This window comes from Lichenibacterium dinghuense, assembly GCF_021730615.1.
GTDB classification, from domain to species: Bacteria; Pseudomonadota; Alphaproteobacteria; order Rhizobiales; family Beijerinckiaceae; genus Lichenihabitans; species Lichenihabitans dinghuensis.
The window spans coordinates 1,567,759-1,592,525 of the sequence record NZ_JAJLMN010000001.1 but is presented as its reverse complement, the minus strand read 5'-3'; the positions used below and the strand labels follow the sequence as shown (position 1 = coordinate 1,592,525).

The 24,767-nt window shown below is 72.0% G+C and carries 28 protein-coding genes; 18 read left to right on the top strand and 10 right to left on the bottom strand.

What is annotated here, in order from left to right; genetic code table 11:
- Positions 1 to 60: 60 nt before the first annotated feature.
- Positions 61 to 852, top strand: a complete 792-nt coding sequence (locus L7N97_RS07665) for a DUF2076 domain-containing protein (protein WP_237477729.1) — start codon at positions 61 to 63, stop codon at positions 850 to 852.
- Between the two features lie 29 nt (positions 853 to 881).
- Here L7N97_RS07665 and L7N97_RS07660 read toward each other — a convergent pair whose 3' ends face one another.
- Complete coding sequence (locus L7N97_RS07660) at positions 882 to 1,769, bottom strand: LysR family transcriptional regulator (protein WP_237477728.1); 888 nt, start codon at positions 1,767 to 1,769, stop codon at positions 882 to 884.
- A 110-nt stretch (positions 1,770 to 1,879) separates the two neighbouring features.
- Here L7N97_RS07660 and L7N97_RS07655 point away from each other — a divergent pair, with 110 nt between their 5' ends.
- Both L7N97_RS07655 and L7N97_RS07650 read left to right on the top strand, forming a co-directional pair.
- On the top strand, positions 1,880 to 3,373 hold the full coding sequence (locus tag L7N97_RS07655) for a CoA-acylating methylmalonate-semialdehyde dehydrogenase (RefSeq protein ID WP_237477727.1): 1,494 nt from the start codon (positions 1,880 to 1,882) through the stop codon (positions 3,371 to 3,373).
- Positions 3,374 to 3,483: 110 nt separating this feature from the next.
- Positions 3,484 to 3,771 (top strand): GIY-YIG nuclease family protein, encoded by a 288-nt coding sequence (locus L7N97_RS07650; protein WP_237477726.1) that lies wholly within the window; start codon positions 3,484 to 3,486, stop codon positions 3,769 to 3,771.
- Between the two features lie 217 nt (positions 3,772 to 3,988).
- Here L7N97_RS07650 and ppc read toward each other — a convergent pair whose 3' ends face one another.
- Positions 3,989 to 6,760 (bottom strand): phosphoenolpyruvate carboxylase, encoded by a 2,772-nt coding sequence (ppc, locus tag L7N97_RS07645; protein WP_237477725.1) that lies wholly within the window; start codon positions 6,758 to 6,760, stop codon positions 3,989 to 3,991.
- 296 nt (positions 6,761 to 7,056) lie between these two features.
- On the opposite strand from ppc, the gene L7N97_RS07640 reads away from it, so the two are divergent.
- The gene (locus L7N97_RS07640) at positions 7,057 to 7,275 is read left to right on the top strand and encodes a hypothetical protein (RefSeq protein WP_237477724.1); all 219 of its coding nucleotides are present in this window, start codon (positions 7,057 to 7,059) and stop codon (positions 7,273 to 7,275) included.
- Positions 7,276 to 7,350: 75 nt separating this feature from the next.
- On the opposite strand, the gene L7N97_RS07635 is transcribed toward L7N97_RS07640, so the two are convergent.
- Positions 7,351 to 7,854, bottom strand: coding sequence for a hypothetical protein (locus tag L7N97_RS07635; RefSeq protein ID WP_237477723.1), 504 nt, complete (start codon positions 7,852 to 7,854; stop codon positions 7,351 to 7,353).
- Here L7N97_RS07635 and tnpA point away from each other — a divergent pair.
- From tnpA to L7N97_RS07615, 4 genes are all read left to right on the top strand, one after another.
- Positions 7,843 to 8,259 (top strand): IS66-like element accessory protein TnpA, encoded by a 417-nt coding sequence (tnpA, locus tag L7N97_RS07630; RefSeq protein ID WP_237477722.1) that lies wholly within the window; start codon positions 7,843 to 7,845, stop codon positions 8,257 to 8,259. The genes L7N97_RS07635 and tnpA overlap by 12 nt on opposite strands.
- Positions 8,256 to 8,603 (top strand): IS66 family insertion sequence element accessory protein TnpB, encoded by a 348-nt coding sequence (tnpB, locus tag L7N97_RS07625; protein ID WP_237477721.1) that lies wholly within the window; start codon positions 8,256 to 8,258, stop codon positions 8,601 to 8,603. Before tnpA ends, tnpB begins: the two co-directional genes overlap by 4 nt.
- Positions 8,604 to 8,677: 74 nt before the next feature.
- Complete coding sequence (gene tnpC, locus L7N97_RS07620; RefSeq protein ID WP_237477720.1) at positions 8,678 to 10,375, top strand: IS66 family transposase; 1,698 nt, start codon at positions 8,678 to 8,680, stop codon at positions 10,373 to 10,375.
- A gap of 96 nt (positions 10,376 to 10,471) precedes the next feature.
- A complete protein-coding gene (locus tag L7N97_RS07615; protein ID WP_237477719.1) occupies positions 10,472 to 10,765 on the top strand; it encodes a hypothetical protein in 294 nt (97 codons plus the stop codon).
- Between the two features lie 55 nt (positions 10,766 to 10,820).
- On the opposite strand, the gene L7N97_RS07610 is transcribed toward L7N97_RS07615, so the two are convergent.
- The 4 genes from L7N97_RS07610 to L7N97_RS07595 all read right to left on the bottom strand — a co-directional run bounded on the left by L7N97_RS07610 (position 10,821) and on the right by L7N97_RS07595 (position 14,567).
- Positions 10,821 to 11,999 (bottom strand): zinc-binding metallopeptidase family protein, encoded by a 1,179-nt coding sequence (locus L7N97_RS07610; protein WP_237477718.1) that lies wholly within the window; start codon positions 11,997 to 11,999, stop codon positions 10,821 to 10,823.
- A gap of 160 nt (positions 12,000 to 12,159) precedes the next feature.
- Positions 12,160 to 13,083, bottom strand: coding sequence for a division plane positioning ATPase MipZ (locus tag L7N97_RS07605; protein ID WP_237477717.1), 924 nt, complete (start codon positions 13,081 to 13,083; stop codon positions 12,160 to 12,162).
- Between the two features lie 33 nt (positions 13,084 to 13,116).
- On the bottom strand, positions 13,117 to 14,313 hold the full coding sequence (locus L7N97_RS07600) for an FAD-dependent monooxygenase (RefSeq protein ID WP_237477716.1): 1,197 nt from the start codon (positions 14,311 to 14,313) through the stop codon (positions 13,117 to 13,119).
- 8 nt (positions 14,314 to 14,321) lie between these two features.
- Positions 14,322 to 14,567: a zinc-finger domain-containing protein gene (locus L7N97_RS07595; RefSeq protein WP_237477715.1), complete on the bottom strand. Its 246-nt coding sequence runs from the start codon at positions 14,565 to 14,567 to the stop codon at positions 14,322 to 14,324.
- Positions 14,568 to 14,712: 145 nt separating this feature from the next.
- Between L7N97_RS07595 and L7N97_RS07590 the strand changes: the two genes are divergently transcribed.
- The 3 genes from L7N97_RS07590 to L7N97_RS07580 all read left to right on the top strand — a co-directional run bounded on the left by L7N97_RS07590 (position 14,713) and on the right by L7N97_RS07580 (position 17,092).
- Entirely contained in the window at positions 14,713 to 15,477 is a 765-nt protein-coding gene (locus L7N97_RS07590) for an alpha/beta fold hydrolase (RefSeq protein ID WP_237477714.1), read from the top strand.
- A gap of 228 nt (positions 15,478 to 15,705) precedes the next feature.
- Complete coding sequence (gene cysE, locus L7N97_RS07585) at positions 15,706 to 16,587, top strand: serine O-acetyltransferase (protein ID WP_237477713.1); 882 nt, start codon at positions 15,706 to 15,708, stop codon at positions 16,585 to 16,587.
- Between the two features lie 109 nt (positions 16,588 to 16,696).
- A complete protein-coding gene (locus L7N97_RS07580) occupies positions 16,697 to 17,092 on the top strand; it encodes a DUF3126 family protein (RefSeq protein WP_237477712.1) in 396 nt (131 codons plus the stop codon).
- 24 nt (positions 17,093 to 17,116) lie between these two features.
- Here L7N97_RS07580 and L7N97_RS07575 read toward each other — a convergent pair whose 3' ends face one another.
- Together L7N97_RS07575 and L7N97_RS07570 are read right to left on the bottom strand one after the other, a co-directional pair.
- Positions 17,117 to 17,725 carry a PilZ domain-containing protein gene (locus L7N97_RS07575; protein ID WP_428980966.1) on the bottom strand — a complete coding sequence of 203 codons (609 nt, stop codon included), beginning with the start codon at positions 17,723 to 17,725 and terminating at the stop codon, positions 17,117 to 17,119.
- A gap of 106 nt (positions 17,726 to 17,831) precedes the next feature.
- Entirely contained in the window at positions 17,832 to 18,404 is a 573-nt protein-coding gene (locus L7N97_RS07570) for a PAS domain-containing protein (RefSeq protein ID WP_237477710.1), read from the bottom strand.
- A gap of 212 nt (positions 18,405 to 18,616) precedes the next feature.
- Here L7N97_RS07570 and L7N97_RS07565 point away from each other — a divergent pair, with 212 nt between their 5' ends.
- Entirely contained in the window at positions 18,617 to 19,519 is a 903-nt protein-coding gene (locus L7N97_RS07565; RefSeq protein ID WP_237477709.1) for a rhomboid family intramembrane serine protease, read from the top strand.
- Positions 19,520 to 19,540: 21 nt separating this feature from the next.
- On the opposite strand, the gene L7N97_RS07560 is transcribed toward L7N97_RS07565, so the two are convergent.
- Positions 19,541 to 20,005: an outer membrane protein assembly factor BamE gene (locus L7N97_RS07560; RefSeq protein ID WP_309242767.1), complete on the bottom strand. Its 465-nt coding sequence runs from the start codon at positions 20,003 to 20,005 to the stop codon at positions 19,541 to 19,543.
- A gap of 214 nt (positions 20,006 to 20,219) precedes the next feature.
- Between L7N97_RS07560 and L7N97_RS07555 the strand changes: the two genes are divergently transcribed.
- The 6 genes from L7N97_RS07555 (at position 20,220) to L7N97_RS07530 (ending at position 24,707) form a co-directional block, all read left to right on the top strand.
- Entirely contained in the window at positions 20,220 to 20,795 is a 576-nt protein-coding gene (locus L7N97_RS07555) for a ubiquinol-cytochrome C chaperone family protein (protein ID WP_237477708.1), read from the top strand.
- Positions 20,792 to 21,349, top strand: a complete 558-nt coding sequence (locus L7N97_RS07550) for a YceD family protein (protein WP_237477707.1) — start codon at positions 20,792 to 20,794, stop codon at positions 21,347 to 21,349. The genes L7N97_RS07555 and L7N97_RS07550 overlap by 4 nt, the downstream gene beginning before the upstream one ends.
- Positions 21,350 to 21,437: 88 nt before the next feature.
- Positions 21,438 to 22,532: a phosphate acyltransferase PlsX gene (plsX, locus tag L7N97_RS07545; protein WP_237477706.1), complete on the top strand. Its 1,095-nt coding sequence runs from the start codon at positions 21,438 to 21,440 to the stop codon at positions 22,530 to 22,532.
- A 141-nt stretch (positions 22,533 to 22,673) separates the two neighbouring features.
- Positions 22,674 to 23,660: a beta-ketoacyl-ACP synthase III gene (locus L7N97_RS07540; RefSeq protein ID WP_237477705.1), complete on the top strand. Its 987-nt coding sequence runs from the start codon at positions 22,674 to 22,676 to the stop codon at positions 23,658 to 23,660.
- 131 nt (positions 23,661 to 23,791) lie between these two features.
- Entirely contained in the window at positions 23,792 to 24,124 is a 333-nt protein-coding gene (locus L7N97_RS07535) for an integration host factor subunit alpha (protein WP_237477704.1), read from the top strand.
- Positions 24,117 to 24,707, top strand: a complete 591-nt coding sequence (locus L7N97_RS07530; RefSeq protein WP_237477703.1) for a MerR family transcriptional regulator — start codon at positions 24,117 to 24,119, stop codon at positions 24,705 to 24,707. Before L7N97_RS07535 ends, L7N97_RS07530 begins: the two co-directional genes overlap by 8 nt.
- Positions 24,708 to 24,767: the final 60 nt, after the last annotated feature.

Sequence of the window (24,767 nt, the reverse complement as noted above, 5' to 3'; positions counted from 1 at the left end):
GGCGCGTTGTCCCCACATGAGGCGCGCCGGCCGACGGCCCGCCATCCAGGGAGACGCAACGTGAACTCCGACGAACGCCAGCTCATCACCGGTCTCTTCGACCGCATGAGGTCGGTGGGCAGCCAGGGGCGCGACCGCGACGCCGAGCAGCTCATCAACGATCAGGTGCGCACGCAACCCTACGCGCCCTACCTCCTGACCCAGACCGTGCTGGTGCAGGACCAGGCGTTGCGCGCCGCCAACGAGCGGCTGCAGCAGCTCGAGGAGCAGGTCCGCCAGCACCAGCAGGGCTCGTCGCAGGGCGGCGAGAGCGGCGGCTTCCTCGGCGGCCTCGGGCGCATGTTCGGCGGCGGCGCCGCGGCCTCCTCGGTGCCGGCGACGAGCCAGCATCCCGACCCCTATCGCGGCGGGCAGCCCGGCTACGGCGGCCAGCAGGGCTACGGCCAGGGCCAGGGCGGCCCGTGGGGCAACCAGGGCTACGGGCAGCAGCAGGGCTACGGCCAGCCGCAGCAGCCCCAGGGCGGCGGCATGTTCGGCGGCGGCGGCGGTGGCGGCGGCTTCATGAAGGGCGCGCTCGGCGCGGCGGCCGGCGTCGCCGGCGGCGTGCTGATGGCCGACGGCATCAAGAACCTGTTCTCGGGCGGCCACGACCCGATGGGCATGGCGTCGGGCTTCGGCGGCGGCGAGGGCGGCGCCTTCGGACAGCCCGGCGGCGAGACCATCATCAACAACTACTACGACAGCCCGCAGGACGGGGGTCAGGGCGGTGGCGGCGGCTACCAGGCCGGCGACTACGGCAGCGGCGGGGACCAGGGCGGCGGCGATCCCGGCGGCTACAGCCAGGACGTCTGACGCGGCGGGCGGGCCTTCAGGCCCGCTCCTCACCGCGCCATGAAGGTTGCGCGGTCGCGCGTCGCGGCCTCCACCAGCGCGTCGTGGACCGCGCGGATCCGCCCGATGCCGCGCGTGTCCTCGTGCTCCACGATCCAGTAGGAGCGCTCGGCGCGCCGCGCCGGCAGCACGCGGACGAGGTCCGGGTGCCGCCGCGCGATGAAGTCGTGCAGCACGCCGATGCCGATGCCGGCCCGCACGGCTTCGAGCTGGCCCACCGCCCCCGCGCATTGGAAGGCGACCGGCGCGTCGCCGCACAGCTCCGCCACGTAGCCCAGCGCGGGCGAATAGTTGAACTCCTCGACGTAGCCGACGAGCCGGTGCGCCCTGAGCCCGGCCGCGTCCGCCGGCGCCGGGTGGCGGGCGAGGTAGCCCGCCGAGGCGAAGAGCCCGAGCGAATAGTCGGTGAGCTTGCGCGACACGAAGCGCCCGGCCTCCGGCTTCTCCAGCACCACCGCGATGTCGACGTCGCGCCGCCCGACCGGCCCGGCCTGCGGGGTCGGCACGAGCTGGATCGCGATGGCGGGGTGGCGCTCGGCCAGGGCGGCGAAGAGCGCGGCGAGGTAGTAGGTCGACAGCCCGTCCGGCGCGCCGATCCGCACGGTGCCGGACAGCTCGACGTCGCGGTCGCCGAGTTCCGCCTGCGCCTGCAGGCAGGCCGTCTCCATGCGCTCCGCCGCGGCGAGGAAGCGCGCCCCGGCCTCGGTCAGCAGCACGCCCGTGGTGCGCCGCTCGACGAGCCGCGCGTTGAGGGCCCGCTCCAGGGCCGAGACGCGCCGCGCCGCGGTGGCGTGGTCGATCTTGAGGGCTCGCGCGGCGGCGACGAACTGCCCGGCGCGCGCGACCGCGAGGAACACCCGCACGTCGTCCCAGTCCACGCCGCCTCCGCTCTGCGCACCGCCGCACAGCGGTTGCGCGAACTCCGCGATTGCTGTGCAGAATTATCGGGGCAGAATGGCCCCAGTCAACATCGGGGAAGGGAAGCGCCATGCCGGACTACGGCCATTTCATCGGCGGCCAGCACGTCGCCGGCACGTCGGGCCGCCACGTCGACCTGTTCTGGCCCATGACGGGCGAGGTGGCGGGCTCGGTGGCGCTGGCCTCGGCCGAGGAGGTCCGGGCCGCGGTCGAGAACGCCAAGGCCGCGCAGGTCGGCTGGGCGCAGGTGAACCCGCAGCGCCGCGCGCGCGTGTTCATGAAGTTCCTGGAACTGATCCACCGCGACATGGACGCGCTCGCGACCCTGCTGGCCCACGAGCACGGCAAGACGGTCGCCGACGCCCGCGGCGACATCCAGCGCGGCTACGAGGTGGTCGAGTTCGTGATGGGCGTGCCGCACCTGATGAAGGGCGAGTTCACCGACGGCGCGGGGCCGGGCATCGACGCCTATTCGATCCGCCAGCCGCTCGGCGTCACGGCCGGCATTACGCCGTTCAACTTCCCCGCCATGATCCCGATGTGGAAGTTCGCGCCCGCCATCGCCTGCGGCAACAGCTTCGTCCTCAAGCCCTCCGAGCGCGACCCGGGCGTGCCGATGCGCCTGGCCGAGCTGATGATCGAGGCGGGCCTGCCGGCCGGCGTGCTCAACGTCGTCAACGGCGACAAGGTGGCGGTCGACGCCCTGCTGGACGACCCGGACGTCAAAGCCATCGGCTTCGTGGGCTCGACGCCCATCGCCGAATACATCTACGGGCGCGGCGCCGCGCGCGGCAAGCGCGTGCACGCCTTCGGCGGCGCCAAGAACCACATGGTCATCATGCCGGACGCCGACATGGACCAGACCGTGGACGCGCTGGTGGGCGCCGGTTACGGCTCGGCCGGCCAGCGCTGCATGGCGATCTCGGTGGCGGTGCCGGTCGGCAAAGGCACGGCGGACCGGCTGATGGAGAAGCTCGTCCCCCGCGTCGAGGCCCTCAAGATCGGCCCCTCGACCGACGCTTCCGCCGACTACGGCCCGATGATCACCCAGGCCGCGGTCGACAAGGCCCGCATGTATATCGAGAGCGGGATCGCCGAGGGCGCCAAGCTTGCGGTCGACGGGCGCGGCTTCAGGATGCAGGGTTACGAGAAGGGCTTCTACCTCGGCTCCTGCCTGTTCGACGACGTGACCGAGGACATGCGGATCTACAAGGAGGAGATCTTCGCGCCCGTGCTGTCGGTGCTGCGCGCCAAGAGCTACGACGAGGCGCTGCGCCTGTGCAACGACCACGAATACGGCAACGGCGTCGCCATCTTCACCCGCGACGGGGACGCCGCGCGCGACTTCGTGTCCAAGGTGCAGGTCGGCATGGTCGGGGTGAACGTGCCGATCCCGACGCCGCTGGCCTATTACTCCTTCGGCGGCTGGAAGCGCTCGGTGTTCGGCGACCTCAACCAGCACGGGCCGGACGCGATCCGCTTCTACACCAAGAGCAAGAACGTGACCGCGCGCTGGCCGTCGGGCGTGAAGGAGGGCGCCGAGTTCTCCATGCCGACGATGTGAGGCCACGGGGTCTGCCTCGCTCCGCTCGCGATGACGAGACACACCGTCATCGCGAGCGGAGCGAAGCGATCCAGCCGCGGTGAGCCGCGAGCGGGCAGGACGAGGCGTCGATGCGCGAGCCGGCCGTCTACATCATGGCGAGCAAGCGCAACGGCACGCTCTACGTCGGCGTGACGTCGAACCTGCCGCGCCGCGCCCACGAGCATCGAACCTCGGCGCTGCCGGGCTTCACCGCGCGCTACGCCTGCAAGCTGCTCGTCTTCTACGAATGGTACGCCGACATGCCGACCGCGATCGCGCGCGAGAAGCAGATCAAGGCGGGTTCTCGCAAGGCCAAGCTCGCTTTGATCGAGGCCATGAACCCGGACTGGGACGACCTCTACGACGGCTTCGCGTGACCCCGGGCGCCGCGCCCTGTCGCACCGCTCGCCTGGATCGCTTCGCTCCGCTCGCGATGACGGTGGGACGGGCTGCGCCATGCCTCCCCGTTCCCCGACCGGACTCCACGTCATCGCGAGCGGAGCGACGCGATCCAGCCGCCGTGAGCCTCGACCGCGCCGCGTCCGGCCGCACCCGAAATCGCTTCGCCGCGCTCGCGACGGGCGGGGAGGGCGGTCACCCCGTGTTGCGCAGCCCCGCCGCCACCCCGTTGATCGAGATCAGGATGCCGCGCTGCACCTTGTCCTCCGTCTGCCCGGCGCGGAAGCGGCGGATGAGGTCGACCTGGAGGTGGTTCAGGGGCGTGATGTAGGGGAAGCGGTGCTCGATCGAGCGCGCCAGGGACGGATTGTCGGCGAGGCGCTCCTCCGTCTCCAGGATGCCGTTCAGCGCCGCGGTGGTGAGGTCCCACTCGGCCTCGATGGCGGCGAACACGCGCTCCGCCAGCGCGCGGTCGGGCACGAGCTCGCTGTAGCGCTGCGCCACCGACGGGTCGGCCTTGGCCAGCACCATGTCGAGGTTCGACAGCACCGTGCGGAAGAACGGCCACTCGGCGTTCATGCGGCGCAGCAGCGCCATCCCGTCCTCCTCGCCGCGCTCGGCCAGGAGCCCGCGCACCGCCGAGCCGAAGCCGAACCATCCCGGCAGGCTCACGCGCGACTGGCCCCAGGAGAAGCTCCACGGGATGGCGCGCAGGTCCTCGATCACCCGGTTGGCCTTTCGCGACGCAGGGCGCGAGCCGATGTTGAGGTCCGCGATCTCGGCGATGGGCGTCGCGGCGAAGAAATAGTCGGTGAAGCCCGGCATCTCGTAGACCACCGCCCGATAGGCCGCCATGCTGAGCCGCGACAGCTCCGCCGCGGCGTCGAGGAACGCCTCCGGCGCCGCGTCGTGCGAGGCCAGCAGCGTCGCTTCCAGGCTGGCCGACACCAGCGTCTCGAGGTTGCGCCGGCCGATGTCGGGGTTGGAATATTTCGACGAGATGATCTCGCCCTGCTCGGTCAGGCGGATCTGCCCCTTCACGGTGCCGGGCGGCTGAGCCAGGATCGCCTGGTAGCTCGGGCCGCCGCCGCGCCCCACCGTGCCGCCGCGCCCGTGGAACAGGCGCATGGTGATGCCGGGCTTCGCGTCGAACAGCCGCGCGAGCTGCGTCGAGGAGCGGTACAGCTCCCAGTTCGAGGTGAAGAAGCCGCCGTCCTTGTTGGAGTCCGAATAGCCCAGCATGATGTCCTGCTCGGCGCCGGAGGCCACGACCAGGGCCTCGACGCCCGGCAGCGCGTAGAAGGCGCGCATGATCGGCTCGGCGTCGCGCAGGTCCGCGATGGTCTCGAACAGCGGCGACACGATCAGCTCGGCCGTGGTGCCCGGCTGCCCGAAGGTGCCGTGCATCAACCCGAACTCCTTCTGCAGCAGCAGCACCTCCAGGAGGTCGCTCACCGTCTCGGTGTGGCTGATGATGTAGTGGCGGATGCTTTCCCGCCCGAAGGCGGCGCGCAGGCGCCGCGCCGCCTCGAACACGCCGAACTCGCTGCTGGTCCGCTCCGAATAGCTCGCGAAGGGCAGGCGCAGCGGCCGCGGCTCGGCGAGCAGGCGCAGCAGCAGGGCGCGCTTGGCCCCCTCGTCGAGCGACGGGTAGGCGGGCTCGACGCCGGCCTTGGCCATGAGTTCCGCCAGCGTCTCCTCGTGACGGTCCGAGGACTGGCGCAGGTCCACGGTCGCGAGGTGGAAGCCGAACACCTCGACGGCGCGCACCAGCGGCCCGAGCCGGAGGTCGACGATCGCGGCGCCGTGGTGGCCGCGCAGCGAGTCGGCGACCGTGGCGAGGTCGGCGAGGAGCTCCTCCGGCGCGCCGTAGGGTGGCAGCGCCACGCGCGGCGGGTAGGCGCCGGCCCCGCCCGTGAGGGCGAGGCGCGTGGCCGCGGTGCGGGCCGCGATCGCCAGCGCGGCGCGGCGGTAGGGCTCGTCCTCGCGGTGCGGGCTGTCGTCCTTGGCGGAGGCGGCCAGCGCGGTCAGGGCCTCGGAGCAGCCGACGAGCCGGTCCGACACGGACAGCTCGGCGCCGAGCTGGTGCAGTTCGGTGAGGTAGAAGTCGAGCGCCGTCTCGCACTGGCGGCGCATGGCGAGCTCCAGCGTGGACGCGTCGACGTTGGGGTTGCCGTCGCGGTCGCCACCGATCCAGTTGCCCATGCGGAAGAACGGCGCCGGCGCCTCGCCGAGGTGGTGCTCGACCTCGGCGTAGAGGCGCGGGATCTCGCGCAGAAAGGTCGTGCGGTAGTAGGACAGCGCGTTCTCGATCTCGTCGCGCACGGTGAGCTTGCGGTCGCGCAGCAGCCGCGTCTGCCAGAGCTGGGTGATGCGGGTGCGGAGCAGGGCGGTGTTGCGCTCCAGCTCGCGCCGGTCGTGCAGGCCGTCGCGCGCGGCGAGCAGCTCGGCGATGGCCAGCATGGCGTCGAGCAGGCTCTTGCGCTGCACCTCGGTGGGGTGGGCGGTCAGCACCGGCGACACCCAGGCGCGGCGCAGCGTTTCGGCGATCCGGCCCCGGTCGACGCCGGCCCCGGCGAGCCGCTCGAAGGCGCGGGCGAGGCTGCCCTCCTGGTGGACCACGGGGCCGGGATCGTGGGCGTGCTCGGCGCGGCGGCGCAGGCGGTGGCGGTCCTCGGCGATGTTGGCGAGGTGGGAGAAGTACGAGAAAGCCCGCATCACCGCGACGGCCTGCGACGGGGTCAACCCGCGCAGGATCAGCTCCAGCGCGTGCTCGTCCTTGGGGGAGCGGTCGCGCTGGTGCGACACGCTGAGGCGCCGGACGTTCTCCACGATGGCGAAGCAGGCCTCGCCCTCGTGCTCGCGCACCACCTCGCCCAGCATGGAGCCGAGCAGGCGGATGTCGTCGATCAGCGGCTGATCCTTCGCCGGGTCGCGGCTGGGGGCGGGACGGACGGTCGCGTGCATGGGCACCCTCGGCAGGAAACGCGCCCGCGGCTGATTCGCGGGCGGCGCGATGAAGCAGGACTCCATCGCGGGGTGCAAGCCGCGTGCCCACGAGGCCCATCCAGCAAATTCGGAGAGGATGCTTAGGGGGGAAGCTCGTCGGCTCGGATGCGCGGACGCTCGCGTGAGGCGGGCAGGCCCGACGCTCTTCGTCTGGAGTGGATGCACATCGTCGGTTTGTGCTACTATCTCTTGTGTGGATCGTCGCTCTGAGCGCTGTCCTTTTCGGAGTCGGATTCCATTTGGGGAGACTTTTCGTGGCTGCCGTCTATATCGAGCCGCGTCCGAAAGGACGGTCTGAAGGAACGCGTATCGACGACTACGTGATCGAGGATGGTGCCGATCACGTCCTCGGCATCACGAAGACCCAGCATGAGGCGGTCCATTGGGCCAACGAGAACGGGCATCTGCCTCATGTGGCGCGAGTTAGACACCTCAACGATAAGAGCAGGCCGGAGCACTGGCGTGCAATTTAACTGCACGCTCTTGATCTCCTGATCCGGCGGGCGGCCATGCTGGTATACGATGCATATCGGTTTGGTCGAGCTGTTTCAGATCTCTGGCGGCTCGAAGACATATGTGACAGGGCGGCAGAGCAAAATTTTGAGCAAGACCAGATTGCAGACACTAAAAGCCAAGTTCGCGCGGCTTTGGACAAAATTATGCGCCTTTGTGTGGATGTTGGGCTCGACCAGCGTGTTGGGCCCGAAATCAAACGATTCGGAGACGAGATCGATGCCGACACATTCAGGCAGCTCGCGAGTCGGATAGACCATCTGCGAGAGCGCATGTTGGATGAGTTGATGGAAAGATCTTACTTTCCCGTTCCTCAAGTTGATAGCCATTTTTACGGACAGGTCCAGCCTTTCGGTGCCGAAGTGGCGACGACATTCGCTGTTTCGTCCTCCGAATTTCAAAAGGCTGCCCAATGCCTCTCCCTCCAGCAATCGACGGCCTGCGTTTTCCATCTCATGCGCGGAATGGGTATGCCTCCGGCGAGGGCCGCCTTGTGAGAGGGGCCGTCGACGATCGAGACTGCGCGTATGGACAGCCATACGCACAGTCTCCTGCCTGAACGCCTCGAAGTCATCGAGGTCGGGCGCCGCCGTCGCTGGTCGGAGGAGGAAAAGCTCCGCATCGTGACGGAGTGCCTGGAGGCGCCGCGGCTGGTGTCGGCGACGGCGCGTCGTCACGGCATCACGCGGTCGCAGTTGATGGCATGGCGCCGGGCGTTGAAGGTCAAGCGTGTCACTCCCGAGCCGGCTCCAGTCTTCGTGCCCGCCGTCCTGCTGCCCGAGCCGGCGGCAAAGAGCGAGCCAGCGCCACGCCGGAGGAGGCCGCGGCAGGCCGTGCAGGGCCGCATGGTGATCGAGGTGGGGCGGGGCCGTCGCGTGGTGGTGGACGGCGCCGTGGACGCCGAGGCGCTCGCTCGCGTGCTCGACGTGCTGGACCGGCGATGATCCCGGTCCCGTCCGGCGTCCGGGTGTGGATCGCGGCCGGCCACACCGACATGCGCCGCGGCATGAACGGGCTGTCGCTGCTGGTCCAGCAGGGCCTCGGGCGCGATCCGTTCGCGGGCGACCTGTATGTGTTCCGGGGCCGGCGCGGCGACCTGATCAAGTGCCTGTGGCACGACGGGCTCGGCCTGTCGCTCTACGCCAAGCGCCTGGAACGGGGCCGGTTCGTGTGGCCCGCGACGGCGGGCGAGAGCGTGGCCATCACGCCGGCCCAACTCGGCTACCTGCTCGAAGGCATAGACTGGCGTCATCCGCAGCAGACCTGGCGGCCGAGCCGGGCAGGATGAGCCTTGGACTGTTATCAACACTATCGACGCTCGCCACTCTGGCGTTATCTGAAGATCTATGATCGGCTCTGCTCATGGCGAAGCGGCTCAAGCCCGAGAAGATCGACGTCGAAGCGCTGCGCGCAGCCCTGGCGGCCGCCGAACTCCGAGCCGACCAGGCCACAGAGCGCGCCGATGAGGCCCGGGCCGCAGCCGATCGCGCCGAGGCCGAGGCGGCCGCCGTGAAGGCGCAGCTGTCGGGCGACGCCGCGCTGATCGCCCACCTGCGGCTGGAGATCGCCAGGCTCACCCGCACGCTCTACGGGCAGCGCTCGGAGCGCACGCAGCGCCTCATCGACCAGTACGAGCTGCAACTCGAGGAACTCGAAGCCTCGGCGGCCGCCGACGCCCTCGCGGCCGAGAGAGCCGCCGCCAAGGCCGCGGTGCCGGCGCCGACGGAACGACGCCAGCCCTCGCGCCAGCCCTTCCCGGCCCACCTGCCGCGCGTGCGCGTCGTGGTGCCGGCCCCGGCCGCCTGCCCGTGCTGCGGGAACACGCGTCTGTCGAAGCTGGGCGAGGACGTCACCGAGACGCTGGAGGCGGTGCCGCGCAGCTGGACTGTGATCCAGACCGTGCGCGAGCGCTTCTCCTGTCGCGCCTGCGAGGGCGTCACGCAGCCGCCCGCGCCCTTCCACGCCGTGCCGCGCGGCTGGGCGGGGCCGAGCCTGCTCGCCATGGTGCTGTTCGAGAAATACGGCCAGCACCAGCCGTTGAACCGGCAGGCCGAGCGCTATGCCCGCGAAGGCGTGCCGCTCAGCCTGTCGACGCTGGCCGACCAGGTGGGCACCTGCGCGGGTGTGCTGGAGCCGCTGTTCCGGCTCATCGCAGCGCATGTGATGGCAGCGGGGCGGCTGCACGGAGACGACACCACCGTTCCGGTGCTGGCCAAAGGCAAGACCAGCGCGGGGCGCGTGTGGGTCTACGTGCGCGACGATCGGCCGTTCGGCGGTCCCGATCCCCCGGCGGCCCTGTTCCGCTATTCGCCCGACCGGCGGGGCGAGCACCCGCAGGCGCACCTCGCGGGCTGGACCGGGGTGCTGCAGGCCGACGCCTACGGGGGCTATGGCAGGCTCTACGAGGGCGGGCGCAAGCCGGCGCCGATCATCGAGGCCGCGTGCTGGGCCCACGCGCGCAGGAAATTCTTCGAGCTGGCCGACATTAAGGCCGCGGCGCGCCAGAGGGCGCGCAAGAAGGTGGCGGTGATCGCGCCCCTGGCGCTCGAAGCCGTGCGGCGCATGGACGAGCTGTTCGCCATCGAGCGCGAGGTGAACGGCCGGCCGACGGCCGAGCGCCTGGCGGTGCGGCACGAGCGCTCCGCCCCGATCGTGGCGGCTTTGGAAGGCTGGATGCGCACCGAGCGCGCCCGCCTGCCGCGCGGCTCCGAGGTGGCCCGGGCCATGGACTACATGCTGGACCGCTGGCCGTCCTTTGCCCGCTTCCTCGACGACGGGCGCGTGTGCCTCAGCAACAACGCGGCCGAGAGGGCGTTGCGCGGCTTGGCCCTGGGACGCAAGGCGTGGCTGTTCGCCGGCTCGGACCGCGGCGGACAGAGGGCGGCCTTCTTCAACAGCCTGATCGTGACGGCGAAGCTGAACGACGTCGACCCGCAGGCCTGGCTGGCCGACGTGCTCGGCCGCATCGCATCTCACCCGGCCCAGCGCCTCGCCGAGCTGCTGCCGTGGAATTGGAAGCCGACCTCAGCCGTCTTGCCGAGCCTCGACGCCGCAGCCTGAACTCGACGCTCAGCCCCGGGCCTTCCCGACCCGCGATCACGCCGCGACGAAACCCGAAAGCACCGTTTCCGCGGCCCTCGCCGTAGGCGTACCGGAATGGAGGCTGCCGTTCAGCAACTCGCAGGCGTTCTGGGCATGGCTATCCCGCCGGGAACAACATGGCGGCAGATCACCACACGGATGGATGCCTTAATCCAGCCCATGCGCAGTCAGACTAACGCAGAGAGGGAGAAGAAGAACGATTGGGAAGATGCACGGGTCAATCTGCACCACCTCGGTTCTGTGTTGCGCAACAACACGATGCATCCTAACGCGAGCCATACCCAAGACGAAGCTCGACATATATTCAACGCCTCGGGGGTCGTGATGCGGGCCCTTTGTAAACTGTGAGGCAGGGCCGCGGCCGGTCGCCGACGGAACGGACCGGCGCACCGAATGCTCGATTTTAGAATTGTTGATCCTGCTCGGCCCCCACGAAGGCCGGGCTCGCCGGGGGCGGCACGTTCTCGGGCACCGGCGCGTAGGGCGCCATCTCGGGCTGCTCCGGGCGGGTCACCCCGACGTAGCCGTGGACGAGGTCGTGGATGAAGCCGAGCTTCTCGATGATGGCCGGCGTCAGCACGAAGGGATAGAGGTCGCCCATCCCCATCGAGCGGTTGAGGCTGTTCAGCGCGAAGGTCAGCGGCAGCCAGGCCTTCATCAGCGGCCGGATGCTCTTCGCCTTGTCGGGCGCGAAGTCGACCTCGGCGGACAGCTCCTCGGCCTCGCGGATGCCGTGCGGATGCGTCGCCACCCCGAAGGCCTCCGCGGTCTCCAGCGTGTCGAGGATGTGGAGGTAGTGGGCGAAGGTTTCGGCGAAGTCCTCCCACGGGTGGGTGGTGGCGTAGGCGCTGACGTAACGCTCCTTCCAGTTCGCCGGGGCGCCCTCGCGGTAGTGGCGCTTCAAGGCCTCGCCGTAGTCCTGCCGGTCGTCGCCGAACGTATCGCGGCAGTGCTTCAGCGCCGGCTGGCCGTCGACGAGCCGGTCCCAGTAATAGTGGCCGATCTCGTGGCGGAAGTGGCCGAGCAGCGTGCGGTAGGGCTCGTGCATCGCCTTGCGCCGCCGCTCGCGCTCGGCGTCGTCGGCTTCCGCGATCGCGATGGTGATGCGCCCGTCCTCGTGGCCGGTCATCACCCGCTTGCCGCCGCCGGGGTCCTCCAGGAACTCGAAGACCAGCCCCTCCTTGGGATCGACGCTGCGCGGCACCGTGGGCAGCTTCAGCTCGATCAGCGTGTAGAACAGGCGGTGCTTGGCGATCTCCATCAGCCGCCACAGCTCGTCGTTGCCGGGCTTCGACAGGTTGGGGACGGTGTGGTTGTGGCGGCAGGCCGTGCAGTAGCCGAGCGGGTCGTCGCTCGACACGAGCCAGTTGCACACGTCGTGCTGCGCGTTGTTGCAGAACTGGAAGGTGCGGGACGTGTCGCCCTTGATCTGCCAGTGGTGCTCCGCGATGTCGCCGACCCGCACCACGGCGTAGAGGTCCTGGTCCTCGGGGACGTAGCCGAGCCGGTGCCCGCACCGCTCGCAGGTCGTGTTCTCGAAATACAGCGTCTGCGAACAGTTCTGGCAGTCGAACAGCTTCATGGACGGCGCTCGCGTGACCCCGGATCGAAGCGGCGCTGCGGCCGATCCCCGAAACAGGGTTTAACGCCCCGCGCCGTGCCGGGATCCCGCATGGCATCCCTGTGGTGAACGCCGCCTTCCGCCCCGCTCGCCCCCGCGTCGCCGGGATGAGCGGCCGGGTTCAGCCCCCGCCTTGCGGACGCTCGCGGTAGAAGCGCGACATGCGCTCGAACCAGGCGTGGCGCGCCGCGAGGTGGGACACGCCCGCCATCCGCACCGGCAGGCGCAGCGTCTCGATCAGCTCGGCGATCTCCTGGCGCGCCGCGAGCTGCGAGTTGGTCAGCACGCCGCCCTTGGCGGCCTCCTCGATGTTGTCGAGCGCGGTCAGGCCGATGGGGAACAGCTCGCGGAAGATCACGCGGTCGTGCAGCCCTTCCGCGGTGCGGAACTGCAACTCGCTGGCGAGCTTGCCGATCGACACCGCGATCTGCTTGGCGTTGTTGGACTGGATCGAGGCCACGCGGTTGCGCAGCAGCACCCAGTCGATCATGCCGGCGTCCACCTGCCGGCGCCGGCGGCGCGCTTCCAGCACGAGGTCGGCGTAATGCGCCACCGCGCCGCGCTTGGAACGGTCGTGGTGCACGCGCGAGAACACGTCCACGTCGATGAAGCTGTCGTTGATCGGCGACACCAGCGTGTCGGCCAGCGAATGGGCGAGCCGCATCAGGTAGCTGTCGGAGGCCGGGGTGTCGATCACCACGAACTCGTAGTCGTGCTCGATCTGCTCGATGGCGTCGGCGAAGCGCGCGAACTCGCGCGTCTCGTTGTCGCCGACGTCGGTCGAGTCGCCGCGGTCGAGCGCGTGGTGGAACGGCATCTCCAGCGGCACGCCCGACTGGTCCGCCCAGGACAGGCGGTTCTCGAGGAAGCGCGTCAAGGTGCGCTGGCGCACGTCGAGGTCGACCGTCGCCACGCGGTAGCCGGCCTTGAGTAGGCCCACCGTGGTGTGGATCGACACGGTGGATTTTCCGGTGCCGCCCTTCTCGTTGGCCACCACGATGACGTGGGCCGAGCGCAGGTCCGGTTTCTGGGGGTCGGTCGGCATGGGTCCGATCGGTTCTGGCGCGCCCGCGCCCGGTTACGGTCCGGCGAACCGCCTCACCTCGGCCGGCGCGTCGTAGAGCCAGTCGACCCGCGCCGCCAGCCGGGCTGGCCCGAGGGTCGACAGCACGAAGTCGCGCGCGAGGGAGAGCGGCGGGCCGAGGTGGTAGATGCTGCCCTGTCTGGCGGATTGTGCCTGAACGCGAGATGTCCGGGGGCGCCTCAGGGCCTCGTAGGTTGAAAATGCCGCAGGGAAATCACCACCGCTGCGCGACACGCTGTCGGCCAGCACGGCGGCGTCCTCGATCGACTGGGCCGCGCCCTGCGCCAGGAAGGGCAGCATCGGGTGGGCGGCGTCGCCGAGCAGCGTCACCGGCCCCGCCGACCAGCGGGGCAGGGGCGGGCGGTCGAACAGCGGCCAGCGGCGCCAGCCGGGCGCCGCCGCGATCAGCCGGCGCGCCGGCGCGGCCCAGCCGGCGAAGCGTCGCTCGACCGCCGCGGCCTCGGCGGGCTGCGACCACGGGTCCGCGCCGTCCGCGGCGATGCCCTCGTCGACGATGGCCACGACGTTGATGCGGGCGCCCCCGTCGACGGGATAGTGGACGAGGTGGGCGCTCGGCCCGAGCCACAGGTTTGAGCGCGGCTCCCGCGCGTCGGCGTCGGCGGCCTCGCGCGGCACGGAGGCGCGGTAGGCCGAGCGGCCGGAGGCGCGGGGCGCGTCCCCGCCCGTCCCCTGCCGCCGCACCGCCGAGCGGATGCCGTCGGCGCCGACCAGCGCGTCGGCGTTCGCGGTCCCGCCCGCGAAGCGGAGCGCGACGCCCGATGCCCGCAGATCGTAGCCCTCGATCCCGCGGCCGAGGTGGAGCGCTATCGCGGGGCGCCGCGCCGCGCAGGCGAGCAGCGCCGCCTGGAGGTCGGCCCGCAGCGCCGACAGGAAGGGCGCGCCGTAGCGGGCCTCGGCGGCGGGCCCGAGCGGCACGCGGGCCAGCACGGCGCCGTCGCGCGCCCGGCGCATCCGCACCTCGGAGGAGGGGACGGCGGCGGCGCCCAGCGCGTCGAGCACGCCGAGGCGCCGGAGCACGATCGCGGCGTTGGGCGACAGCTGCACGCCGGCGCCGACCGCTTCCAGCGCCTCCGCCCGCTCGTAGACGTCGACCGCGCAGCCGACCTCGGCCAGCGCCAGAGCCGCCGCGAGCCCGCCGATGCCGGCGCCGGCGACGGCGATCCTCGGCACGGGCTGGGTCAGGGCGCGGTTTCGGGCGTGTATTCGCAGGCCGACGGGTCGGCATGGTGGCCGAGCGCCCCGTTGAAGACGTAGTGGGTCGAGCAGTAGGGGCAGATCGCGTCGTCGCTGTCGCCCATGTCGATGAAGGTGTGGGGGTGGTCGAGCGGCGGCAGCGCGCCGGTGCACATGAACTCCTTGACCCCGATCCGGATGGTGGGCACGCCGGGCTGGTTGTGGAAATGCGGGGTCTGGTGGCCGGCCATGGGGGTCCTCGACGGGTGAACGGTCGCGGCGCACCATAGGGGGAACGGTGCCGGAAGGGTAGGGCGCCCATGCCGCCCCCGCGCTTGCGGCCGTCCGGCGCGTTGGGCAAGACGCGCCGGACGGCACGACAGGGGACCCGCGGGCATGAACTTCTCTTCGAACGGCGTCGGCATCGCCTTCCGCGACGAGGCCCCCTCCGCGGCCGACCGCGGCGAGCCCGCGCTGCTGGTGCACGGCTTCGCCTCCTCGGCCCGCGTCAACTGGGCCGACACGGGCTGGCTGCGCACCCTGTCGGGCGACGGGCGCCGCGCGGTCGCCTTCGATCACCGCGGCCACGGCGCGAGCGACAAGCCGCACGACCCCGCCGACTACGCCACGCCGCTGATGGCCGAGGACGCGCTCCGCCTGCTCGACCACCTCGGGATCGATCGGGCCGACGTGATCGGCTATTCCATGGGGGCGCGGGTCGCGGCCTTCCTGGCGCTCCGCGCGCCGGACCGCGTCCGCTCGATCGTGTTCGGCGGGCTCGGCGTCCACCTTGTACGCGGCGTCGGCCTGCCGTCCGGCATCGGCGACGCCATGGAGGCCCCCTCGCTCGACGTGCTCACGGACCCGATGCAGCGCATGTTCCGCCGCTTCGCGGAAGCCGGCGGCAACGACCTCAAGGCGCTCGCCGCCTGCATCCGCGGCTCGCGACAGACCCTCACGCCGGCGGACGTCGGCCGCATCGCGGCGCCGAGCCTCGTGGCGGTGGGCACCAAGGACGCCGTGGCGGGCGACCCGCGCGGCCTCGCCGAGCTCCTGCCGCGCGGCGAGGTGCTCGACATCCCGGACCGCGACCACAACCCCGCGGTCGGCGACCGGACCTTCAAGGCGGGCACGCTGGACTTCCTGTCGCGGCGGCCGTGACGGCCCCGCCGGGCTTCCCCGGACAAAGGCGCCGCGGGATCCCGGGCGCCCGGCGAAGGCCGGGGTTCGACAGGGTCGCACCCGTTTCCGGGGGATCCCGTCGCATTCACGTCGCGTTCATCCTGCAGCGTGGCGCCGACGGCCGGGCCTTGTTCCGGACCCGAGAGCCCGTATCTGTTAGGGTGGCGTCCGGTCCCGGGAGCCTCCGGCACTTGGAGAGTTCGACTCATGTGGCACGGCCAGACCGCCAAGGTCATCGAGATGGGGAGCGTCGATCCCCTCTTCGCCCGCATGCGGACCGAGGCTGACGAGATCCTGCGGCACGAGCCGGTGCTGTCGAAGCTGATCCTGACGACGGTGCTGAACCACGACACGCTCGAAGCGGCCGTGATCTACCGCATCGCCGCGCGCCTCGACCACGGCGATGTGCCCGCCATCCTGCTCAGCCAGGCCTTCACCGAGGTGGCGCGCAACGACCCCACGATCGGGGAAGTCTTCCGGGCCGACATCATGGCCTTCTTCGACCGCGACCCGGCCTGCACGCGCCTCGTCGAGCCCCTGCTGCACTTCAAGGGCTTTCACGCCATTCAAACGCACCGCTTCGCCCACGCGCTCTGGAACATGGGGCGGCGCGACCTCGCGCTCTACCTGCAGAGCCGGTCCTCGGGCGTCTTCGCGACCGACATCCACCCCGCGGCGCCCTTCGGCAAGGGCATCTTCCTCGACCACGCGACCGGCCTCGTGGTGGGCGTGACGGCGGTGGTCGAGGACGACGTGTCGCTGCTCCACGACGTGACGCTGGGCGGCACCGGCAAGGAGACCGGCGACCGCCACCCCAAGATCCGCCGCGGCGTGCTGATCGGGGCGGGCGCCAAGGTGCTCGGCAACATCGAGGTCGGCCACTGCTCGCGCATCGCGGCCGGCTCCGTGGTGCTGGCCTCGGTGCCGCCGAAGAAGACCGTGGTGGGCGTGCCCGGCCGCGTGGTGGGCGAGGCGGGCTGCGCCGAGCCGGCCCGCACCATGGACCAGATCATCGCCCAGAAGACGCAGGACCGCGCCTTCGTGGAGCAGGGGCGCGGCGTCGGCCGGGCGGTCGTGCAGGGGCTTTGAGCTTCCGTCGGGACCCCGCCTCGGCTAGGGTTCCGGCCCGGCCCGAGGGCCGTGACGAGGCCGTCCCCGCGTGGGTCGACGCGCGACCGGACACCTTTCGGAGCACAGCTTGAACAAGACCGAACTTCACAAGCTGCAGGACTACCTGCAGCGCACTTTCGGCAACAAGGCCGTGAGGGTGCAGCCGCACCAGGGCGACGCCGACCGGGCCGACGTGTCGCTCGGCGAGCGCCGCATCGCCACCATCGCGGTGGACGACGAGGACGGGGACCGCTCCTTCTCGTTCGAGATGAAGATCCCCGTCGAGCGCGCGACGATCGAGTCCTACCTGCGGCTGCTGTTCGACAACGACAAGTTCAAGGTCGTGCCCCGCGCCAAGAAGACCGACTCCGTCGAGCTGAACGTGGGCAGCGACTTCCTCGGCGTCGTGTCGGCCGACGACCCGAAGGGCAAGTCCTTCACGCTGCAGATGGCCATCCTCGACTACGACCTCGAGGAGATCTGAGGTCCGGGGCTCCGCGCCCCGGCCTCACAACACCAGAAGGCTCGGGTCGCTGTCCGCCGAGTAGGGCCGGGCGAACTCCACCGCCACCCCGCCGCTGAAGCCCCGAACCACGTGGGCGGGCGTGTTCCCCAGCGTCACGGGCGTGCCCACCGGCGGATGCACCTCCGCCGTGAAGGCGGCCCCCGACACCGACACGTCGATCAGCCGCACGGGGTAGTCCCGGCCGTCCGGCATCCTGAGCGTGGAGCGCGGGTGGCGCGAGGGGACGCGCTCATGGCGGCGGTCCTCCGGCATGCCGAGGGCGTGGCGGTTGCCGAGCCAGGTGAGCTGGTCCGCAAGCTTCTCGCGCTTGAGCAGCGGCACGTTCAGCGCCAGCGCGAAGCCGTTCTCGAACAGCCGGGCCACGGTGCCCTCGATGCGGCCGATCTGGTCGATGTAGCAGATCACGCGCTCCTTGGGCGCCCCGCGCACCGGGGCGATCAGGGCGACGCCGCCGGGGGACATGTCGATCGTCTGGCAGGGGAACTCCTGCCGGTTCGTCAGCATGTAGCGGCCCAGCACGGCCACGCGCACGCGCTGGTGGCGCCGCCGCTCGTGGGCCTGCGGCTCGGATCTGAGGAGCGGGGATGACACCACCGGAGGTCCGCCTTGAGGGGTTCGGGACGGTTCTGCTGGCGAGCACCATCGCGCCGCACCTCTTAAAGCGGCCTGAATTCGTGCGGCCCGGTTCTCACCGCATTCAAGACCGGGGCGCTGCCGGCGTCGCGATGCCGCGCCCGCCCGGGTGGAGCGTGAGCGCCGCGCGCCGCCGCCCGAAGCCCCCGCGGTCGGGCGTCCGCGGGTCGTGCGCCGGCAGGATGTCGAGCGGCGCCGCGGCGGCCAGCCCCATCCAGCCCGGCGTCGACGAGGTGGCGAGCGAGCCCAGGGCATGCCGTCCGCCGTCGAGCGGCAGCAGCAGCAGTTCGAAGTCCAGCGCGCCGCGCCCGGGCGCGCCGCCCCGCGCCGCAGCGACGGCTGGGCGTCCCCCGTCCAGCGCCGCATCGAGCGTCGCGGCGGCCAGCGCGGCGGAGCGGGCCGACCAGATGCGGCGAAAGGCGGTGCCGCGCAGCGGGCGCCCGAACAGGGCGTCGATCCGCGTCCCGCTCAGGCGGAACACGGCGTCGGATCGACGCGCCCCGACGTCGAGGATGAACACGGACGCGAGCACGCCGCGGATCGCCGCCGGGTCGACCTCGTCGCGTCCGGGCGCGGCGCGCCCCGCGCGCAGCGCATCCCAATGGGCGTGGAGCTTGAGGCTGGTCTCGTGTCTCATTCCGGTCCCTGGGCGTCCCGCTCCGGCACGCCGGCCGCCGCCGCCCGCCGCGGATCGGCACGGATCGGCCGCGGGGAGCACGGCTCGCCCTCCGCGGGGCAGGGTCCGTGCCGCTTGCCCGGGCCTGCCCCGTGTGGGACGGTGCCGCATGCATGCGGTCCGCCCGGCCGCGTCCGTCCCGGGCTCCGCCCCGGCCATCGGGGTCTCCAGCCTTGCTCGATCGTACCGCAGAGCCCGGGCGCGCGGCCGCGCCGCGCCAGCCGCTCTTCAACATCCCGTGGCCGATCGCGGCGACGCTGGCGGTCCTGCTGGGGATCCACGCCGTCCGGCAGGTCCTGCCGGAGGGCTGGGACGACGCGCTCTTCACGCATCTGGCCTTCGTGCCGGGGCGCTTCACCTTCGCGGTCGCGCCCGATCGGGTGGTCGGCGCCGTGGTGACTCTCGCGCAGCACGGCGCGGACGGATACCGCCAAGCCCAGGCCGAACGCTTCTTCCTCGGGGACGGCTCCCCCGAGCCCTGGACGGCCGTCAGCTACGCGCTGCTCCACGCCGATTGGGGCCACGTCGGCCTCAACGGGATCTGGCTGCTCGCCTTCGGCACGCCGGTGTCGCGCCGCTTCGGGGCGTGGCGCTTCTTCGCCTTCCTGACCGTCGGGGCCGTCGCGGGCGCGGCGATGCAGTGGGCCGCGCAACCGCTCGACCTCGCGCCGGTGATCGGCGCCTCCGCGGCGGTGTCGGCCTGCATGGGGGCGACGCTGCGCTTCATGTTCCAGCCGCACGTGCCGTTGGCGGCCATCGTGGAGGCGGTGGGCGACCGGCGCCGGCGGGCCTCGTTCCAGCCGGCACAGCCCCTGCGCGAGGTGCTGCGCGACAGCCGGGCACTCACCTTCCTGGCGGCGTGGTTCGCCACCAACCTCCTGTTCGGGCTGTATTCGTCGTCGCTCGGCATGGGGGGCGGCGCCATCGCGTGGCAGGCCCACATCGGCGGCTTCCTGGCCGGCCTGCTCCTGTTCCCCGCCTTCGATCCCGCGCGCCCCGGAGACCCCGCGGCGGGCGAGCCGTCGCTCGGCGACCTCGCACCCTCGGCCCCGGCCGACCCCGCCGCGGACCTGTGAGGCCCGGCGGGGGCCGGCCCGTCAGGTGAACTTCAGCAGCGAGCGGAACAGGTTGCGGACGAAGCCCTGCTCGGCGCCGCCGGTCGGCGTGGTGCGGCTGATGAAGTCGAACACCTTGCCGTCCTGCAGGCCGTAGTTGGCGATGCGCTCGACCTTCTTGTCCCTGTTGAAGTAGACGGCCAGCACGCGCTGGTCGACCACGGCGGGGGCCGAGAAGGCGAAGGTGCGGTCGACCGTCTGGCTGATGTAGTACCAGGCCGTGCCGCCCACCGTGGAGGTCGTGGAGGGGGTGCCGAGCAGCACCAGCACCTGCTCGGCCGAGGAGCCGGCCTTGACCTGGTCGAGCGAGCGCTGGTCCGCCACGTAGCCGCGCGTCACCTCGCCGTCGTAGCCGAGGCAGCCCCCGAGGGCGAGAACCAGCAGGCCGACGCCGGCGAGACCGGCCGCCCGTCGGGCGTGCGCCGCGGCCCTGTCCATGCGTCGCATCGAAACCTCCTGAGCATTGTCCCGCCCCGCGAAGGCGCCCGGCGGGGACACGACGATGCGATACCAGAGCCGGCGGAGCTTTCGCGAAGCCGTCGCGCCGGGGCGGACCCTTGCATTGGGCGAGGGCAGTGCGTAACTGCGGCACCTGCGAAAAGCAAGTTTTCGCTCCTTCCCCGCCTCGCCGCAGGACGCGACGGCCGTCGGACCCGGCGCCATGGTGATCCCTTTCGGGATGCTGCTCCCCTTCGGGCGTCGACGCCCGTCCCGCAACAGGGTCACGCTCGACCGCCTGCACGGCGAGATCGTGGGCGCCGTGCGCCGTCCCGCCTTCTACCTCGACTACGGCGTGCCGGACACGTTCGAAGGCCGCTTCGAGCTCCTGGCGCTGCACGCCGGCCTCGTGCTGCGGCGCTTCAACGCCGCCGAGGCGCCCGGCCCCGCGGTGGCGCAGGACCTCGTCGACACGGTCTTCGCCCATCTCGAGGCGGACCTGCGCGAGGCCGGCGTCGGCGACATCACCGTGCCGAAGCGCATGAAGAAGCTGTGCGAGGCCTTTCTCGGCCGCTCCGCCGCCTACGATGCCGGCCTCCGCGCCGGCGCCGAGGCGCTGGCGGCGGCGGTCGGGCGCAACGTCTACGCCGGCCGCGGCGGGACGGAGGCGGCGGCCCGCATGGCCCGCTACGCCGCCGCGGCGGCCGAGGCGCTGGCCGCCACCCCGCTCGACGGGTGCCTCGCCGGCCCGCTGCCCTTCCCGGACCCGTCCGCGGTCCCAGTCCCGAGTCCCCCATGACGCGCCCGATCGACCCTTCCAACCCCCTGTCCCGCCGCTTCGACGCGGCGGCGGCGCGCGACGCCGCGACGAGCTTCGCCGTGGAAGCGACGCCCGCGGAGCGCGACGCCCTGGCGCGGGACTGCGACCTGCCCGGCATCGACGCCCTGTCGGCGGCGTTCCGGGTGCGCCGCGAGGGGGCCGACGGGCTCCACGTCACCGGCACCGTGACGGCGCGCGTGCGCCAGGTCTGCGTGGTGTCGCTCGACGAGTTCGCCTCCGACCTCGCCGAGCCGGTCGACGTGCGCTTCGCGCCGGAAGCGGAGGTCGAGGAACTCGCGGCGGCGCGCGCGGCGCGGCCGAACGGCGACGACGAGGAGCTTGAGGATCTCCCCGACCCCATCGTCAACGGCCGCATCGACCTCGGCGCGCTGGCGGCCGAGATCCTGGTGCTGGGCCTCGACCCCTATCCGCGCAAGCCTGGGATCGTCTTCGACGAGCCCGCGGACGCCGCCGAGCCCGACGAATCCCCCTTCGCGGCCCTCAAAGCCTTGAAGGGGCCCGGCGAGGGCTGACCCGTGGGAAACCCGGTTCGGGGCCGCCCGAGTTGACGCGCGGGCCGGCGTGGCGGCATTGGACCGGGATCTCAGGCGAGGGTGACGGATGAACGGGGCGGTTCGGATCGCAATCGATGCCATGGGCGGCGATCACGGACCCTCCGTCGTGGTGCCTGGCGCCGCGCTGGCGCTGCGCGAGCGGCCGGGCACGCGCTTCCTGCTCGTCGGGGACGAGGCGCAGATCCGCCCGCTGCTGGCCCGCGAGCCCGCGCTGGCCGAAGCCTCCGAGGTGGTCCACACGGCGGTCGCGGTGCGGATGGACGACAAGCCGAGCCAGGCGCTCCGCTCCGGCCGCCGCACCTCGTCGATGTGGATGGCCATCGACGCCGTGAGGGCGGGCCGCGCCGACTGCGTCGTGTCGGCCGGCAACACCGGCGCCCTCATGGCCATGTCCAAGATCTGCCTGCGCACGGTGGCGCACGTGGACCGGCCCGCCATCGCGGCCATGTGGCCCACCGCGCGGGGCGTCTCCATCGTGCTCGACGTCGGCGCCAGCATCGGCGCGGACGCGCAGCACCTCGTCGACCTCGGCATCATGGGGGCCGCCATGGCCCGCATCGTGCGCGGCATCGAGCGGCCGAGCGTGGGCCTGCTCAACGTCGGCGTCGAGGAAATCAAGGGGCTGGACGAGATCAAGGCGGCCGGGCGCATGCTGCGCGAGCTGTCGCTGCCCTCGCTCGACTACCGTGGCTTCGTCGAGGGCGACGACCTCGGGCGCGGCACGGTCGACGTCGTGGTGACGGAGGGCTTCACGGGCAACATCGCCCTCAAGACCGCCGAAGGCACGGCGGTGCAGATCGGCCGCTACCTGCGCGAGGTGATGGGCTCGAGCCTGATGTCCAAGATCGGCTACTGGTTCGCCCGCGGCGCCTTCGCGGCGCTGCGCGAGAAGATGGACCCGCGGAGCGTCAACGGCGGCGTGTTCCTCGGCCTCAACGGCGTCGTGATCAAGAGCCACGGCGGCACGGACGCCGTGGGCTACGCCCGCGCCATCGGGGTCGGCCACGAGATGGTGAGCCACGACCTCCTGGCCCGTATCCGCGGCCAGCTCGCGCTGTCGCAGGACGCGCAGTCGGCGGGCGCCGGGGCGGACGGGGCGCCGAGCCCCGCGGCCGGCGCGGCCCCCGTCCCGGCGCCGTGAACCCGCAAACGTTGGACGATTGCCGCTGGCGCCGATTGGGCGCATAGGAGGGCCCCGCGGCTCCGGCGGCCGCGGGTCGCCGGCCCGGCGCCGGACGGCGCGTCGAGCGGCTCCGGCCCTGTCAGGAATCGAAGAGGCCCCGTGGTGGAATCGAGCGGCTGGCGGTCTGTGGTGAGGGGCGTCGGCGCCTATCTGCCCGAGCGCTGCGTCACCAACGCCGAGCTGGCGGCGACGGTCGACACGACCGACGAGTGGATCGTCCAGCGCACCGGCATCACGCGGCGCTTCTTCGCCGCCGAGGGCGAGACGACCTCGCAGCTCGCCACGCACGCGGCCCGCGCCGCGCTGGCGCGCGCGGGGCGCGACGCGCGGGACGTCGACCTCGTCATCGTCGCGACCGCGACGCCGGACTACACGTTTCCGGCCACCGCCACGCAGGTGCAGGCCGCGCTGGGCATCACCGGCGGCGTCGCCTTCGACCTCGCGGCCGTGTGCTCGGGCTTCGTCTTCGCGCTGGCGACCGCCGACAAGTTCCTGCGCTCGGGCTCGCACCGCTGCGCCCTGGTGATCGGCGCCGAAACCTTCTCGCGCCTGCTCGACTGGTCGGACCGCACCACCTGCGTGCTGTTCGGCGACGGCGCCGGCGCGGTGGTGCTCGAAGCGGAGCGGGGCGGGGACGCGCTGCGCGACGGCGGCATCGTCACCACCCACCTGCGCTCCGACGGGCGGGGGCGCGACAAGCTCTTCGTCGACGGCGGCCCCTCCACGACGGGCACCACCGGCCACGTGCGCATGCAGGGCAAGGACGTGTTCCGCCACGCCGTGGGGCAGGTGACGGACGTCGTGGTGGACGCCTTCGAGGCGGCCGGCGTCGGCCCCGACGACCTCGACTGGTTCGTGCCGCACCAGGCCAACCGCCGCATCATCGACGCGTCCGCGGCGAAGCTCGGCATCCACCCCTCCAAGGTGGTCACCACGGTGCAGCTCCACGCCAACACGTCCGCGGCTTCGGTGCCCCTGGCGCTCCACGAGGCGACCCGCGACGGCCGCATCCGCCCGGGCCACCTCGTGATGCTGGAGGCCGTGGGCGGCGGCTTCACCTGGGGGGCCGCGCTCCTGCGCTGGTGACCGCGCCGAACGGGAGAGGTGCCACGGCCGGGCGCGTGGCCGTCGCGGCTTCCGCGCCTGCGCGACAAGGGTTAAGCTTCGCCAGCCGGCTCCACCGCCTCGCGGCCGTCGACAGATCATCGAGAGCGCTCATGGCCAGAGTCCCGGGCACGACGGACGGCAGAACCATCACGCGGGCGGACCTGTCCGAGGCCGTCTACCAGCAGCTCGGGCTGTCGCGCAGCGAATCCGCCGAACTGGTCGAGATGGTGCTCCAGGAGATCTCGGCCGCCATCGCGCGCGGCGAGACGGTGAAGCTGTCGTCCTTCGGCTCGTTCGTGGTGCGCTCCAAGGGCGAGCGCATCGGCCGCAACCCCAAGACCGGCATCGAGGTGCCGATCACGCCGCGCCGCGTGATGGTGTTCAAGCCGTCGAACGTCCTGAAGAGCCGGATCAACGGCACGCCGCTGGCGCAGGATGACTGACCGGCCGGCCCCCCAGAAGAGCCAGGACGCCTACCGGACCATCAGCGAGGTCGCCGATGAGCTCGGCCTCCCCCAGCACGTCCTCCGCTTCTGGGAAACGCGGTTCCCGCAGGTGAAGCCTCTGAAGCGCGCGGGCGGGCGGCGCTTCTACCGGCCGGAGGACGTGGCCCTGCTCCGGGCCGTCAAGACCCTACTCTACGACGAGGGCTACACCATCAAGGGCGTCCAGCGCCTGCTCGCCGAACACGGGGCGCGGAACGTCGCCGGCGCCCTCGCCCGCTCGCAGGCCGCCGCGCCGCGCTCCGAGCCGCCCGTCGCGGCGCCCGGACATCGGCCGGATCGCGAGGGGGACGAGCCCCCGCCCGCGCCGGAGCCGCGGGAGCCGGCGCTTCCCGAGCCCGCCGTCCGTGAGACCCCCGCGCGCGTGCCCGCCGCGGCGCGGCCGGCCCTTCCCGCCCTGCGCGGCCCGGAGCCGGCGCGCGCCCGCGCGGCCGAGGAGGCCGGCGTGGTCGAGCGCATGAGCGCCGTGCTGGCCGACCTCGCCGAATGCGCGCGCCTCCTCGCCTCGGTCCGTTCAGCCTGAAATTGCGGAACGCAGATTCGAAGGCGTCCGAGGTAGAATACCTGTCGATTTCGTCGGACA

Excerpts from the sequence above, each read along its gene's own strand:
- L7N97_RS07655 (WP_237477727.1), top strand. The coding sequence starts at position 1,880 with ATGCCGGACTACGGCCATTTCATCGGCGGCCAGCACGTCGCCGGCACG.
- L7N97_RS07650 (WP_237477726.1), top strand. The coding sequence starts at position 3,484 with ATGCGCGAGCCGGCCGTCTACATCATGGCGAGCAAGCGCAACGGCACG.
- ppc (WP_237477725.1), bottom strand. The coding sequence starts at position 6,760 with ATGCACGCGACCGTCCGTCCCGCCCCCAGCCGCGACCCGGCGAAGGAT.
- tnpA (WP_237477722.1), top strand. The coding sequence starts at position 7,843 with ATGGACAGCCATACGCACAGTCTCCTGCCTGAACGCCTCGAAGTCATC.
- L7N97_RS07635 (WP_237477723.1), bottom strand. The coding sequence starts at position 7,854 with ATGGCTGTCCATACGCGCAGTCTCGATCGTCGACGGCCCCTCTCACAA.
- tnpB (WP_237477721.1), top strand. The coding sequence starts at position 8,256 with ATGATCCCGGTCCCGTCCGGCGTCCGGGTGTGGATCGCGGCCGGCCAC.
- tnpC (WP_237477720.1), top strand. The coding sequence starts at position 8,678 with ATGGCGAAGCGGCTCAAGCCCGAGAAGATCGACGTCGAAGCGCTGCGC.
- L7N97_RS07615 (WP_237477719.1), top strand. The coding sequence starts at position 10,472 with ATGGAGGCTGCCGTTCAGCAACTCGCAGGCGTTCTGGGCATGGCTATC.
- L7N97_RS07610 (WP_237477718.1), bottom strand. The coding sequence starts at position 11,999 with ATGAAGCTGTTCGACTGCCAGAACTGTTCGCAGACGCTGTATTTCGAG.
- L7N97_RS07605 (WP_237477717.1), bottom strand. The coding sequence starts at position 13,083 with ATGCCGACCGACCCCCAGAAACCGGACCTGCGCTCGGCCCACGTCATC.
- L7N97_RS07595 (WP_237477715.1), bottom strand. The coding sequence starts at position 14,567 with ATGGCCGGCCACCAGACCCCGCATTTCCACAACCAGCCCGGCGTGCCC.
- L7N97_RS07590 (WP_237477714.1), top strand. The coding sequence starts at position 14,713 with ATGAACTTCTCTTCGAACGGCGTCGGCATCGCCTTCCGCGACGAGGCC.
- cysE (WP_237477713.1), top strand. The coding sequence starts at position 15,706 with ATGTGGCACGGCCAGACCGCCAAGGTCATCGAGATGGGGAGCGTCGAT.
- L7N97_RS07570 (WP_237477710.1), bottom strand. The coding sequence starts at position 18,404 with ATGAGACACGAGACCAGCCTCAAGCTCCACGCCCATTGGGATGCGCTG.
- L7N97_RS07560 (WP_309242767.1), bottom strand. The coding sequence starts at position 20,005 with ATGCGACGCATGGACAGGGCCGCGGCGCACGCCCGACGGGCGGCCGGT.
- L7N97_RS07555 (WP_237477708.1), top strand. The coding sequence starts at position 20,220 with ATGGTGATCCCTTTCGGGATGCTGCTCCCCTTCGGGCGTCGACGCCCG.
- L7N97_RS07550 (WP_237477707.1), top strand. The coding sequence starts at position 20,792 with ATGACGCGCCCGATCGACCCTTCCAACCCCCTGTCCCGCCGCTTCGAC.
- plsX (WP_237477706.1), top strand. The coding sequence starts at position 21,438 with ATGAACGGGGCGGTTCGGATCGCAATCGATGCCATGGGCGGCGATCAC.
- L7N97_RS07535 (WP_237477704.1), top strand. The coding sequence starts at position 23,792 with ATGGCCAGAGTCCCGGGCACGACGGACGGCAGAACCATCACGCGGGCG.
- L7N97_RS07530 (WP_237477703.1), top strand. The coding sequence starts at position 24,117 with ATGACTGACCGGCCGGCCCCCCAGAAGAGCCAGGACGCCTACCGGACC.